General features: G+C 63.1%; 14 protein-coding genes. 6 read left to right on the top strand and 8 right to left on the bottom strand.

Features of this window, described 5'->3' with window-relative positions; all coding sequences use genetic code 11:
- Positions 1 to 51: 51 nt before the first annotated feature.
- From BLU35_RS27160 to BLU35_RS27135, 6 genes are all read right to left on the bottom strand, one after another.
- Positions 52 to 1,953: a nitric oxide reductase activation protein NorD gene (locus tag BLU35_RS27160; RefSeq protein ID WP_093235273.1), complete on the bottom strand. Its 1,902-nt coding sequence runs from the start codon at positions 1,951 to 1,953 to the stop codon at positions 52 to 54.
- Positions 1,954 to 1,961: 8 nt separating this feature from the next.
- Positions 1,962 to 2,774, bottom strand: coding sequence for a CbbQ/NirQ/NorQ/GpvN family protein (locus BLU35_RS27155; RefSeq protein WP_093235272.1), 813 nt, complete (start codon positions 2,772 to 2,774; stop codon positions 1,962 to 1,964).
- 63 nt (positions 2,775 to 2,837) lie between these two features.
- The gene (locus BLU35_RS27150) at positions 2,838 to 4,184 is read right to left on the bottom strand and encodes a nitric-oxide reductase large subunit (protein WP_058329731.1); all 1,347 of its coding nucleotides are present in this window, start codon (positions 4,182 to 4,184) and stop codon (positions 2,838 to 2,840) included.
- Between the two features lie 24 nt (positions 4,185 to 4,208).
- Entirely contained in the window at positions 4,209 to 4,661 is a 453-nt protein-coding gene (locus BLU35_RS27145; RefSeq protein WP_057251870.1) for a c-type cytochrome, read from the bottom strand.
- Between the two features lie 170 nt (positions 4,662 to 4,831).
- Positions 4,832 to 5,110, bottom strand: coding sequence for a cytochrome C oxidase subunit IV family protein (locus tag BLU35_RS27140; RefSeq protein ID WP_093235271.1), 279 nt, complete (start codon positions 5,108 to 5,110; stop codon positions 4,832 to 4,834).
- A gap of 5 nt (positions 5,111 to 5,115) precedes the next feature.
- Positions 5,116 to 5,673: a cytochrome c oxidase subunit 3 gene (locus BLU35_RS27135; RefSeq protein ID WP_093235270.1), complete on the bottom strand. Its 558-nt coding sequence runs from the start codon at positions 5,671 to 5,673 to the stop codon at positions 5,116 to 5,118.
- 176 nt (positions 5,674 to 5,849) lie between these two features.
- Here BLU35_RS27135 and BLU35_RS27130 point away from each other — a divergent pair, with 176 nt between their 5' ends.
- From BLU35_RS27130 to BLU35_RS27115, 4 genes are all read left to right on the top strand, one after another.
- Positions 5,850 to 6,005, top strand: a complete 156-nt coding sequence (locus BLU35_RS27130) for a hypothetical protein (protein WP_089044838.1) — start codon at positions 5,850 to 5,852, stop codon at positions 6,003 to 6,005.
- Between the two features lie 383 nt (positions 6,006 to 6,388).
- The gene (locus BLU35_RS27125) at positions 6,389 to 7,072 is read left to right on the top strand and encodes a DUF1326 domain-containing protein (RefSeq protein WP_093235269.1); all 684 of its coding nucleotides are present in this window, start codon (positions 6,389 to 6,391) and stop codon (positions 7,070 to 7,072) included.
- A gap of 239 nt (positions 7,073 to 7,311) precedes the next feature.
- Complete coding sequence (locus tag BLU35_RS27120; RefSeq protein WP_093235268.1) at positions 7,312 to 7,740, top strand: hemerythrin domain-containing protein; 429 nt, start codon at positions 7,312 to 7,314, stop codon at positions 7,738 to 7,740.
- Positions 7,741 to 7,750: 10 nt separating this feature from the next.
- Positions 7,751 to 8,443 (top strand): NnrU family protein, encoded by a 693-nt coding sequence (locus BLU35_RS27115; RefSeq protein WP_093235289.1) that lies wholly within the window; start codon positions 7,751 to 7,753, stop codon positions 8,441 to 8,443.
- Here BLU35_RS27115 and BLU35_RS27110 read toward each other — a convergent pair.
- Positions 8,440 to 9,018, bottom strand: a complete 579-nt coding sequence (locus tag BLU35_RS27110; protein ID WP_057251875.1) for a UbiX family flavin prenyltransferase — start codon at positions 9,016 to 9,018, stop codon at positions 8,440 to 8,442. The two genes, BLU35_RS27115 and BLU35_RS27110, sit on opposite strands and share 4 nt — an antisense overlap.
- A complete protein-coding gene (locus BLU35_RS27105; protein WP_093235267.1) occupies positions 9,015 to 10,526 on the bottom strand; it encodes a UbiD family decarboxylase in 1,512 nt (503 codons plus the stop codon). Before BLU35_RS27105 ends, BLU35_RS27110 begins: the two co-directional genes overlap by 4 nt.
- A gap of 127 nt (positions 10,527 to 10,653) precedes the next feature.
- On the opposite strand from BLU35_RS27105, the gene ubiT reads away from it, so the two are divergent.
- Together ubiT and ubiU are read left to right on the top strand one after the other, a co-directional pair.
- Positions 10,654 to 11,172, top strand: a complete 519-nt coding sequence (ubiT, locus tag BLU35_RS27100) for a ubiquinone anaerobic biosynthesis accessory factor UbiT (protein ID WP_093235266.1) — start codon at positions 10,654 to 10,656, stop codon at positions 11,170 to 11,172.
- Positions 11,163 to 12,140 (top strand): ubiquinone anaerobic biosynthesis protein UbiU, encoded by a 978-nt coding sequence (gene ubiU, locus BLU35_RS27095; protein ID WP_093235265.1) that lies wholly within the window; start codon positions 11,163 to 11,165, stop codon positions 12,138 to 12,140. The genes ubiT and ubiU overlap by 10 nt, the downstream gene beginning before the upstream one ends.
- Position 12,141 lies beyond the last annotated feature (1 nt).

The following is a 12,141-nucleotide window of genomic DNA, read 5'->3' as shown; positions in this document are numbered from 1 at the left end:
GGCCCGGCGATTGCCGGGCCTTCTTGCCTTCTCGGCTGATTACCACCTCCACTATCCCACCAGATTGCGGTAGATCGCCGGCAGTGCCGCGGGCAGGCGCGAGATGTTGCCGACCACGGCGTAGCCGTTCTGGCCGAACATGGCAGGCACATAGGACTTCGCCTCGCGGTCGACCGTGACGGCGAAGGTGTTGATGCCGCTGCGCCGGGCCTCCGTGACCGCACGGCGGCTGTCTTCGAGCGCGAAGCGCCCCTCGTAATGGTCGATGTCGTTGGGCTTGCCGTCGGTCAGTACCAGCAGAAGTTTCTTGCGGTTCGGTTGTCGGCGAAGCTCGGCCGAGGCATGGCGGATCGCAGCGCCGATGCGGGTGTAATAGCCGGGCTTCAGCGCCGCGATGCGCGCTTCGACCAGAGGTCCCATCACCTCGTTGAAGGCTTTCACCGTTTCGACCCGCACCCAGTCGCGCCGTCGCGAGGTGAAGGTCAGGATCGAGTGGTTGTCGCCGCAGGCCGACAGCCCGTGCGCAAGGATCAGCAGCGCCTCCTTCTCGACGTCGAGCACCCGCCGATTGTCGGACCAGGAATCGGTCGACAGCGAAACGTCGACGAGGATCGTCACCGCCAGATCGTGCACCTGCGGCCGGCTCATCAGATGGATGCGGTCGCTGCCCTGGCCGCCGGCGGCGAGATCGGTGCGGGCGCGCACGACCGCATCGAGATCGAGATCGGCGCCGTCGAGTTGCGCGCGCAGCATCTCGTGCCGCGGGCGCAGCACTTCGAACTGGCGCCGCACCCGGCGGATCAGGCTCTTGCTTTCCTCCGTGAGCTCGGTCCGCTCTTCCTGGGCCGAGGCAGGCGTCGCCAGTACCCGGCAATGGTCCTTGAGGTATTGTCCGGTTCGGTAGTTCCATTCGGGATAGGTGAGCTCGGCCGTCAACGGCGTCGCATCGACGGCTTCCGGCGGCAGGTCGAGATCGAAGCGGAAGCGTGCCGAGGGGCGTCCCTTGCGCTCGCCAAGCGTCATGTCGTCGAGTTCCTCGGCCGCCTTGCTGTCGTGGTCGTCGCTGTCGTCGCCGGGACGGTCGACATTGACCATTTCGGCCATGGCGAGGATCTTCTCGAAGCGGTTGAGAATGAAGGGGCTGCGCTCCCCCTTGCGGTTTTCCGGATTTTCGCGCACGGCGATGTGGCGTTCGACTTCGGCAACCGCACTCTGAGTGCCCGGTGTCGCGGCGACATCCTCGTCGCGCGTGGTCGTCGTTTCTGTGCGCAGCAGCGTGTCCGGCCAAAGCGGCATCGGCAGGATCGGCAGGTAGCCGGGCGGCGCGCGATGCGGGAAGATCACCGGCAGCGTCGCATCCGCCTCACCTACGACCTTGCGCAACAGGCGCAGGATACGATTTTCGAGATGCCGCTCGATCGACGGCAGCGCGCCACGCTGCCGCTCGGCAAGCGTCGCCTCGGCCAGGCGCCGATAGCGCCGCCGGAGACCGGGGAACCGCTGGAATACTTCCTCGACCGTTTCCTGGGCGCGCGATACCAGCGCCAGGTCGCGACGGAGCGGATCGGTTTCGTCGATGGGGTCAACGGGCATCGTCGCCATATAGGCGACGAGCCAGTGATAGAGATCCCGGTTCAGGTCTTTCGTCGGAAAAATATCGATCTCACCCGGCAGCATCAGCGACGCGTGGTCGCGCGCCGGCTGAACGAGTTTCTCCTCGCCGAGCCCCATGCGCTGCCGCCAGCGCAAGCGATGGCCCGACGTGCGGCCGCGGGCTGGCACGATCTGCACCGCCGCCTCACCGCCGTGTCCGCGAAAGCATACCGCGAGCACCGGCATCATGTCGGCGAGCTTCACCGCCTCTTCCGGGTAGCGCCGCCAGGTTCTGGTATTGCCGACGAAGCGGTGCCAGGCCCGTCCGACGGTCTCTTCGAGCTCGAGGAAATCAAGCATGGTCCACCTCAGGCGATCAGCGAACCGGCCACTTCGAGAAGGGCTGCGCGCACATCCGGCTCGTCGGTGAGCGGCTCGATCATCGCTGCCCGCACCGCATCCCTGACCGGCATGCCGGCATCGATCAGCGAGGCGCAATAGACGAGAAGCCGGGTCGACACGCCTTCTTCCAGATCATGCCCCTTAAGCGCACGCAGCCGCTGCGCGAGGTTGACGAGCGGCGCCACCTGGCTTTCCAGCAATCCGCTCTCCTGGGAAACGACTGTTATCTCTTCGTTCCGCGGCAGGAAGTCGAACTCGATCGCCACGAAGCGTTGCCTTGTGCTGGGCTTCAGGCTCTTCAGAAGGTTCTGGTAGCCGGGATTGTAGGAAACGATCAGCATGAAGCTCGACGGGGCTTCGAGCAGTTCGCCGGTGCGTTCGAGCGGCAGCATGCGGCGATCGTCTGTCAGCGGGTGCAGGACCACGGCGACATCCTTGCGGGCCTCGACGATCTCGTCGAGATAGCAGACGCCGCCGTTGCGCACGGCGCGGGTCAGGGGGCCGTCGACCCAGACGGTGTCGCCGCCCTTCAGCAGATAGCGGCCGGTAAGGTCGGCGGCGGCAAGGTCGTCGTGGCACGAAACGGTCGAAAGCGGCAGGCCGAGCTTCGCTGCCATGTGGCTGACGAAACGGGTCTTGCCGCAACCGGTCGGTCCCTTGAGGAGCAGCGGCAGTTGCCGCACCCAGGCGCTTTCGAAAAGCGCGCATTCATTGCCGGAGGGACTATAGGCTGGAATATCGAGCGCCGCGCGGCTGACGGCGGTTTGGACAGGGCTCATGGCAAGTCTCCATGGTGGGAATTCTTGGGGGTGCCAGCGCGGCAAGCCGCGCCGGTTGGTTCGTCATTCAGCAGGCTGGACGATGCCGGCGAGCTTCTCGCTGCGCTCGCGACCGGGGACAAGAACCGCCCAGATGAACATCAGCGCCGAGATCAGTACGACGGCACCAGAGCCGAGGCGGATCCAGTAGAACAGCGCGAGCTGGTCCTGGACGTCCATGTAGCTTTCGCCGAGCACCCGCTGCAGGTGCGCCTGGAGGACACCGGCGAAGGTGAGCGCGAAGGTCATGACCGACATGGCGGTGCACATGGTCCAGAAGCTCACCATCGACAGCCACTGGTTATAGGGCGCGCGGCCGCGGATCTCCGGGATGGCATAGGCCATGACCGCCAGGTTCAGCATCACATAGGCGCCGAAGAAGGCGAGGTGTCCGTGGGCCGCGGTCACCTGCGTGCCGTGGGTGTAGTAATTCACCGAAGACAGCGTGTGCAGGAAGCCCCAGACGCCGGCACCGAAGAAGGCCATGACCGAACAACCGATCGACCAGAGGAGGGCTGCGCGATTCGGATGCTTGCGGCCGGCCTTCCAGGTCATCACGAAGGTGAAGATCACCATGGTGAAGAAGGGGGCCACTTCGAGCGTCGAGAACAGCGAACCGATCCACTGCCAGTAGCCCGGCGCACCGATCCAGTAATAGTGGTGGCCTGTGCCGAGAATACCGGAGAAGAGCGCCAGGCCGACGATGACATAGAGCCACTTCTCGACGACTTCGCGGTCGATGCCGTTGAGCTTGATCATCAGGAAGGCGAGCACCGATGCCATGATCAGCTCCCAGACGCCTTCGACCCAGAGGTGAACGACGTACCACCAGTACATCTTGTCGAGCGCCAGGTTGATCGGGTTGTAGAAGGCGAAAAGGAAGAAGATCGCCACACCCCAGAGCCCGAAGATCAGGATGTTGGTGACGGTGGTCTTGCGGCCTTTCAGCACCGTCAGCGTGATGTTGTAGAGGAACATCAGCGCGACGATGACGATTCCCACCTTGATTGCGAAGGGCTGTTCGAGGAATTCGCGCCCCTCATGAATGTGCAGGAGGTAGCCGACGACGGCGACGGCCGCGGCGATCAGGAAGATCCAGAACTGCGCAATGGCGATCTTCGTGCTGTAGAGTTCGGTTTCCGCCTCTTCCGGCAGCAGGTAATAGGTCGCGCCCATGAAGCCCATGAGCAGCCAGACGATCAGCGCGTTGGTGTGGACCATGCGCACGATATTGAAGGGCAGGAGCTCGGAGAGCGTATTGGGTAGGACATAGATGGTGCCGGCAAGCACGCCGAACAGCACCTGGGCGAGGAACAGGCCGAGCGCTCCGTAGAAGTAGAGCATCGCGACCTTCTGGGTTTGGTATTTCATGGTGTCACACTCCAATTGCTCTGCTCAACCCGCCTCGTTCGGCGGCCAGTTCTGGGTCTTGATGCGGCTCGTCCATTCGAGGAAATCGGCGAGGTCGTTGAGTTCCTGTTCGGAGAGGTTGAACTGCGGCATCTGTCGCCGCCCCTCGATGCCGGTCGGCTGGGCGGCCATCCAGGCTTTGAGCGTTTCGCGGGCGCCGTCTCGATCGGCCTCGCCGCCGAAGCGCTTCCAGACATTGCCGAGCTCGGGCGCGAAATAGGCGCCCTCGCCCAGGAGCGTGTGGCAGTTGATACAAGAGTTCTTTTCCCAGACGTGTTTGCCGCGTGCGACCGCATCGGTCAGCGTCGTTTCATCCGTCGAGGTCGTCCGCATGTAGTAGTGGCTGTGAGCTGTCAGCCCGACGAAGATTGCGAAGAAAAAGAAGGACCCGCCGTAAAAGACGTTACGGGCCCCGGTTTTGGTGAGGCGTTCTGCCATCACGTGGTCCTTTCGATTTCAGTTGGCCGCGAAGAGCGCGGCCGGCTGATCTGATCCCCTCCCCGTGTGGCGTCGGTACTTCCAACGCCGGCAACAATCGGGGCGAACCCATGTCTAGGGAAATCGGCGGCGGCTTCTTTGCGTTTCGGCAAACAAGTCGGCGGGTGAGCTCAGATGAAGAGAACAGTGCTCAACACCTGCTTCGCTGCGGCGAGCAGGACGAGCGTTACGGGCCAAATCAAAAGGCCTAACCGAAGGGCGGACGGCGCCTGCCTGAGCCCCATGAAATCGAGCGCGACGAACCGGCATTTGACGACGGCGAGCCCGAGCAAGACCGCGATGACGGGGGCTGTCCGCCCGGCGATCGCCATCAACGCCATGCCCGCGATCACGACCACGGCGAGCACGAGCCAGGTGTTGAACAATTGTCGGGGATTTCGGTCGGTCATGGCACTCACACGAGATAGACGAGCGGAAACATCACGATCCAGACGAGATCGATCACATGCCATAGCGTGGTGATCAGGGTGACGTTGCCGGATGCCGGGCGCCACGCAACGATGAGCAGCACAAAGGCACCGAAGACGACGTGCAGCAGATGGAAGCCGGTGACGAGGAAATAGAGTTCGAAGAAGGAGCCGAATGCAGGATCGCCGGCGACGCCCGCCTCCGTGCTGTATTCGAAGAGTTTGATCGCCACGAAGGCTAAACCGAAGAGCGCGGCGTTCACCAGCGCCCGCCGGCGCTGCCCGAACGACGCCCGCGGCCTTGTCGCCAGGGCCGCCTGCCAGCCGCTGGTCAGAAGAACAAGCGTGTTGATACCGGCAAGCAGCGGATCGAGATGTAAACGGGCGGCAACAAACGCGTCCGGCTGGACGAGACCGACAAGCAGAAAACCGGCAAGCAGAATGCCGAAGGCGGCCAGTTCACTCCAGACGAGCACCCAGAGCAGCAGGGTGTCCGTCGTGTCCTCTTCCGCCGTCGCGGCAATCGGATGACTGCGCGCATCCATGTCAGCGCCTCCATGGGCTAGAGAGGGATGCGGGCGGAAAACCGCACACACTTTTCCTCATCCCGCTTCAAAAACTTGAGGCTTGAGCTAGGCACGGGCGCCCACCCTGTCTTTGCGATTGAGCAAAGAAGGCGGCAGGGGGCGGGGCTATTGGCGGGAAACAAAGGAGCCTTCCGATGACAGACGCACAGATCGGCCTTTCCGTCGCCACCCCCATCATCATCGTCTTCGCCCTGGTGCTTTATCGTATGGGCGTGCTTCAGCGCGGCGCGACGCTGTCGGCGATCCTCTCCTCCGTTGCAATCGCGATCGTTCTCTTCCTCGATCGCTAAGGCGCGAAGTCTTCCGCGGCGCCAGCTGCCTGGACCTACAGCGCCGCGCGTCTTATCAGACGCGCAAAGGTCGCTGTAGCACTTTGATTTTCTGCATGTCTTTGTCCTTAAATCGAGGTCGATTTCAGGAGACATGCAGTAAGGGAGTGGACTCATAACCACGCTCGCGGACGGCTTGTCAGAGTCAGCTTTTGGAGCGGTGAGCCGCCCTTCCAAGTCATGCTATAATCGGAGTTCGAGCCTCGCGGTTGACACATGTCAGCACTGCTCAGCTTCGGTTTCTTCCGCATCCAAAACTGGGCGCGTGTCGCGGGCGCGGAGCGATGCAGAAGAGTTCAGCCTGACGAGCTGCCCTCTCTCACGGACTAGGGGAGGATCAGGGTATGATCGACCAATGGCTATTCAAGAGCGAGACTTACGATAACTGCAATTGCGCCATGAACTGCGGCTGCCAGTTCAACCTGCCGAGCACCCACGGCTATTGTCAGTCCGCTTTCGTCGGCAACATTGTGGAAGGCTACTTTGGCGATACGCCGATAGCGGGCCTGAACTGGGCGGCGATGTACAAGTGGCCAGGTGAAATCAAGGATGGAAACGGCCAGCGCCTGATCGTTATCGACGAGCGTGCGGATCAAGCGCAACGGAGCGCGCTTGAAGCGATCATCTCGGGCGAAGCAGGCGCACCACTCAGCAATCTGTTCTCCGTGTTCGCCTCCACATGCTCGGAGTTTTGCGAGACATTGTTCCTGCCGATTCATCTTGAAGCGGACCTGGAACTCAGAACCGCCAGAGTAGAGATACCCGGCGTCATGCGTAGCAGCGGTCGGCCGATGATCAACGAGTTTACTGGTCAACCGTTCCACATTGCGATGGCACGTCCGAGTGGCAGTTTCGAGTTTACCTACGCAGAGATCGGGCTAGGTACGACTGCGGTCACCGGAGGTATGGAGATGGCCTACGAGGATTCATGGGCGCATTTTTGTGTTCACCACTTCAATCAGAATGGTTTGGTCCGCGAAAGATCAAGACTGACTGCATGGCTTGATCGATTGGCACCGCGTCCGTGAATGACGCCGACGGCCCGGCCAAAGGCCGCGGCCGTGTTCCGGGCTTGCAAACTCAAAGTCACAATCTGATCGAGGTGACAAGGACGCCCGTCGCCAACGCGTGCCCCACACACACCTTGTTCGTCTGCGCGAGACAAGTGTCTGAGCCGTGAACGGTCACGCCGCAGACTTTGAGAAATGTCAAAGAGGACCGTTGCCGTTGGGTGTAGTTCAAGCACGACACCCAACGGAGCAGATCGATGCAGCAGCAATTTTCGGAACACCACGAGCTGGGACAGGCTTACCGCGAGCTTCTTTCGCTGTGCGATCGCCTCGAGACGCTCGCCGATTCCATTCCGCGCCGCATCTACCTGACAAGCTGCCGCGTGATCATGACGGAACTTCCGGAAAAGCTCCGGCGCGTCCACGCGCTGGAGGAAATGATCCTGTTTCCTGCAGTCGAAGAACGGCGAGCGACTGATGATCGCGACGCCTTGATCGCCCGACTGCGCGCCGAACACGACCAGGACGATCGGGCAGCCGCCGAACTGGTGCACGTGCTAAAGGCCGTTCTCGACAACAGGGCTTCGCTCAGCTGGGATGCGATCGGCTACATGTTGCGGGGCTTCTTCGAAACCGTTCGCCGCCACGTGGCAACGGAACGCCTGCTTCTCTGGCGCCATGCGTAAGGAGATCGACATGACCTATTTCCTCCTCGCCTTCGCCGTCTTCCTCCTGCTCCATCTCGTGCCGGCCTGGCCGGCGCTGCGCCAGAGCCTGATCGACCGGCTCGGTCGCTCGACCTATTTTGCGGTCTATTCGCTTCTGTCGGTTCTCGCTCTCGGATTCGTCTTTCACGCAGCGCTGCAGCTCGATTTCATCCCGCTCTGGGAACCGGCCGCCTGGCAGGCGTGGATGACCTTCGTGCTCGCGCCGCTAGGGATCTTTCTCGTGCTGGCCGGCCTCTTCAGCGAGAACGCGCTGTCGATCTCGATCTACCAGGGCAACGAGCGGCCCGGCGCCATCGTGACGATCACCCGTCATCCGGTGCTCTGGGGCTTCCTCCTCTGGGCCGCCGGTCACATCGTGCCCAATGGCGACCTGCGCTCGCTCGTGCTTTTCGGCGGCTTCGCGCTGTTTTCCGTCGGCGGTTTTTTCATGCTCGAAAAGCGCGCACGCCGTCGTCTCGGTGACGGCTGGCAAGCGGCCTCGAAGGGCACATCGGTCTGGCCCTTCGCAGCGATTATTCGGGGCGAAACCCGTTTGCGTGCCGATCCGGTGATGATCATCGCCGCCTTTGCCACCGTGGCGATTGCCGTCTGGCTACTGCTTGGCGGTCACGAGGTCCTCTTCGGCGCCGACCCGCTGCTCCAGGCTGCTGCCTTCGACTAGCCTTCACCTTGCCAGGCCTTTGCCAGCGGGGCGATCGGCAGCGCCAGGAGGTCGATAGCCCGCGCCGCCAGATGGTCGACGATGGCGTCCACGGTTTCAGGTCGATGGTAGAAGGCCGGCACGGGCGGCATGATGATCGCCCCCATTTCGGTGACGGCGCACATGTTGCGCAGGTGACCGAGATGCAGCGGCGTCTCTCGCGCCATCAGTATCAGCCTGCGGCGCTCCTTCAGATGCACGTCGGCGGCGCGAACCACGAGATTGTCGGCCATGCCGGCGGAGATAGCCGCGAGCGTACGCATGGAGCACGGAGCAATGATCATGCCCGCCGTCGAAAACGACCCGCTCGCAATCGCCGCACCGATGTCGGCGTGGTCATAGGTGCGGGTAGCCCTACGTAACAGCGACGGAAGCGCCTCCGCGCCAACCTCGTGCGCGAGTGTGCGGTGCGCCGCCGGCGACAGGACGAGATGCATCTCGACGCTTTCGATATCGCTGAGCCGCTCGGCGATGCGCACCGCAATCGCTGCACCGGAAGCACCGGTGACGCCGAGCACGATCTTCATTCGGGTCATCGTGTCAGTCCTCCAAGCCCGAGACCGGCCCAGATCGCATCGACCTGACCGATGACCTCTGGCGACATTTCGAGGACCCGCCCCCAGTCGCGATCGGTTTCGGTGCCTATCTTGTTGGTGGCGTCGAGCCCGAGCTTGCCGCCGAGGCCAGAGCGCGGCGAGGCGAAGTCGAGATAGTCGATCGGCGTACCCTCGATCACGGTCACGTCGCGGCTGGCATCGAAACGAGTCGCCAAGGCCCACATCACATCGGACCAGTTGCGCACGTCGATATCGGGATCGACGGCGATAATCAGCTTGGTGTAGCTGAACTGCGGCAGCATCGACCAAAGCCCCATCATCACACGCTTGGCCTGTCCCGGGTAACGTTTGTCGATCGAGACGACCATGGCCCTGTAGGAACAGGCTTCCGGAGGCAGCCAGAGATCGGATATCTCCGGAAACTGCTTGCGAACCAGCGGCACGAACAGCCTGTTCATCGCTTCACCGAGCCGCGAGGGCTCATCCGGCGGCCGGCCGGTATAGGTCGAGAGATAAAGCGGGTTCCGGCGCATGGTGATCGCCGACAGACGCATGACCGGGAACGGCTCGACCGAATTATAGTAGCCGGTGTGGTCGCCATAGGGACCCTCCTCTACCGTTTCGACGGCAGAGACGGTGCCCTCCAGCACGATCTCCGCATTGGCCGGCACCGAAAGCGGCACGGTCTTCGCCTTCACAAGCTGTGTCCTGCCGCGCCTGAGCAGTCCTGAGAAATTCAGCTCGCTCAACCCGTCGGGCAGCGGCATGACGGCAGCTAGGATCGTTGCCGGGTCGGCGCCAATAACGACCGCTATCGGCATATCCTGACCCAGCCGTTGCCACAGACGGTGGTGGCGGGCGCCGCCGCGGTGCGCGAGCCAGCGCACGATGGCACGATCGGGGCCGAGCACCTGCATGCGATAGATGCCGACATTGACATCCAGCGGATCATCCGGGGCGCGCGTGATCACCAGCGGCCAGGTGATGAGCGGCGCCGGCTCGCCCGGCCAGCACCATTGGACCGGCAGGCGCCCGAGGTCGATTTCGTGATCACGCCAGACGACCTCCTGGCAGAGTGCGCGCGTTACCTTTCGCGGCCGCATATACATCGCCGATCTCAATAGAGGCAGCCGATCCCAGGCGTCGCGCAGCGACTGCGGCGCTCTGGGGTCGCGTAGTTCCGCCAGTTCGGCGGCAAGCGCATCGAGCCCTCCCGGCATCAGGCCGAAACCGCGTTCGATCCGGCGTTCCGACCCGAAGAGATTGGTGAGAAGCGGGATCGGCTGCACGGCGCCAGAGGCATCGACCGGCTGCTCGAAAAGAAGCGCCGGCCCGTCGTCCGCAAGCACGCGGCGGTGGATCTCGGTCACCTCGTGCACCAGCGAAACCGGCCGTGAGATGCGCTTCAGGTCGCCCTCGCGCTCGAGCGTATCGACAAATTCCTGAAGCGTTGCAAAGCCCTGGGACGGGCGGAAGGTCCTGTTCATGGAGCCTGTTTGTGGCGGCGAATGGCCCTTGTCTTTGACGTGGCGCAAACAACCGGCGGCGGCGGGCGACTAGCATGCGCCGCATCGTCCGATTCCGTCGCTTCGCAGGTAGCCCCAAAAGGTAACAATGTCACTTCCGCTCGCGATCACCGCACCTCTCAGCTTCGTTCCCATCATCGCCATCGAAAGCGTGGTGCAACGTGTCTTCACCCGCGTGATCGAGACCCATCCCGGCCTCTTCGATCGCTTGGCTGACCATGCCAACAAACGCTACGCCTTCCTGCCCTCAGATCTGCCGATCGGCTTTCTCGTCGAACCGGCCGTGCCGCGCATTTCCGTCCATCGCAAAGGGCGCGCGCCGGCTTCCGATGCCTGCATGGAAGGCGAATTGGTGCTGCTGCTGGCCCTGCTTGAAGGCCGTATCGATGGCGACGCCGTCTTCTTCTCGCGTGATCTCACCGTCAGCGGCGACATGGAGGCGATGCTGGCGCTGCGCAACGCGCTCGACGATTGCGAAATCGATCTCCCACGCGATCTTGCTGACATGAGTGGGCCGTTCGCACCGCTCGTGCGCCGCGCCGGGGAGGAAATCCGCGAGCGCGCACTTGGCCGTGTTGTCAAGGAGGAGGCTCCCCAATGGAACTGATCTGCCCCGCCGGCACGCCGGCCGCCTTCCGCGAAGCCGTCGATGCCGGCGCCGACGCGGTCTATTGCGGTTTTCGCGACGAAACCAACGCCCGCAATTTTCCCGGGCTGAACTTCTCCCGAGAGGAGCTTCGGACGGCAATTGCCTATGCCAAGCAGCGCAAGGTGATGACCTTCGTCGCGATCAACACCTTCATGCGCGCCGGCCATGAGACGCTCTGGCACCAGGCGGTGGACGACGCCGTGGCACTCGGCGCCGATGCCGTCATCCTCGCCGACGTCGGCCTGATGGCCTACACGGTCGAACGCCATCCGCAACAGCGGCTGCATGTCTCCGTGCAAGCCTCCGCCTCCAATGCCGATGCCGTTCGGTTCCTTGTCGAGGCTTTCGCGGCAAAACGCGTCGTGCTGCCGCGCACACTGACGATCGCCGACATCGCCCGCCTCGCCAGGCAGATCGATTGCGAGATCGAGGTCTTCGCCTTTGGCGGCCTCTGTGTCATGGCCGAGGGGCGCTGCTCGCTCTCTTCCTACGCCACGGGCAAGTCGCCCAACATGAACGGCGTCTGCTCGCCCGCAAGCCATGTGCGCTACCGCCAGGACGGGCGCGAACTCGTCTCCGAGCTCGGCGACTACACGATCAACCGCTTCCCGGCCGGAGAGGCCGCCGGCTACCCGACTCTCTGCAAGGGGCGCTTCGATATTGCCGACGAACGCGGTTATGCCTTCGAGGATCCGGTTTCGCTCGACGTGATGGACCATATCGATGCGCTGCGCAGCGCGGGCGTCAGCGCGCTGAAAATCGAAGGGCGGCAGCGCGGCAAGGCCTATGTTGCCGAGGTCGTCTCGGTCATGCGGCGGGCACTGACCGTCGGCGCCGCCGAGCGGCCCGCTTTGGTATCGCGGCTGAAAGCGCTTAGCGAAGGCCAGAAGACGACAACAGGCGCCTATGAGAAGCGCTGGAGGTAAT

It is taken from the genome of Sinorhizobium sp. NFACC03, assembly GCF_900103435.1.
Taxonomy (GTDB): Bacteria; Pseudomonadota; Alphaproteobacteria; order Rhizobiales; family Rhizobiaceae; genus Ensifer.
The sequence above is the reverse complement of the archived record's forward strand: the minus strand, read 5'-3'. Positions and strand labels throughout refer to the sequence as shown.

Bases quoted from the DNA above. Each gene is read 5' to 3' on its own strand.
- BLU35_RS27160 (WP_093235273.1), bottom strand. From the start codon at position 1,953: ATGCTTGATTTCCTCGAGCTCGAAGAGACCGTCGGACGGGCCTGGCAC.
- BLU35_RS27155 (WP_093235272.1), bottom strand. From the start codon at position 2,774: ATGAGCCCTGTCCAAACCGCCGTCAGCCGCGCGGCGCTCGATATTCCA.
- BLU35_RS27150 (WP_058329731.1), bottom strand. From the start codon at position 4,184: ATGAAATACCAAACCCAGAAGGTCGCGATGCTCTACTTCTACGGAGCG.
- BLU35_RS27145 (WP_057251870.1), bottom strand. From the start codon at position 4,661: ATGGCAGAACGCCTCACCAAAACCGGGGCCCGTAACGTCTTTTACGGC.
- BLU35_RS27140 (WP_093235271.1), bottom strand. From the start codon at position 5,110: ATGACCGACCGAAATCCCCGACAATTGTTCAACACCTGGCTCGTGCTC.
- BLU35_RS27135 (WP_093235270.1), bottom strand. From the start codon at position 5,673: ATGGATGCGCGCAGTCATCCGATTGCCGCGACGGCGGAAGAGGACACG.
- BLU35_RS27130 (WP_089044838.1), top strand. From the start codon at position 5,850: ATGACAGACGCACAGATCGGCCTTTCCGTCGCCACCCCCATCATCATC.
- BLU35_RS27125 (WP_093235269.1), top strand. From the start codon at position 6,389: ATGATCGACCAATGGCTATTCAAGAGCGAGACTTACGATAACTGCAAT.
- BLU35_RS27120 (WP_093235268.1), top strand. From the start codon at position 7,312: ATGCAGCAGCAATTTTCGGAACACCACGAGCTGGGACAGGCTTACCGC.
- BLU35_RS27115 (WP_093235289.1), top strand. From the start codon at position 7,751: ATGACCTATTTCCTCCTCGCCTTCGCCGTCTTCCTCCTGCTCCATCTC.
- BLU35_RS27110 (WP_057251875.1), bottom strand. From the start codon at position 9,018: ATGACCCGAATGAAGATCGTGCTCGGCGTCACCGGTGCTTCCGGTGCA.
- BLU35_RS27105 (WP_093235267.1), bottom strand. From the start codon at position 10,526: ATGAACAGGACCTTCCGCCCGTCCCAGGGCTTTGCAACGCTTCAGGAA.
- ubiT (WP_093235266.1), top strand. From the start codon at position 10,654: ATGTCACTTCCGCTCGCGATCACCGCACCTCTCAGCTTCGTTCCCATC.
- ubiU (WP_093235265.1), top strand. From the start codon at position 11,163: ATGGAACTGATCTGCCCCGCCGGCACGCCGGCCGCCTTCCGCGAAGCC.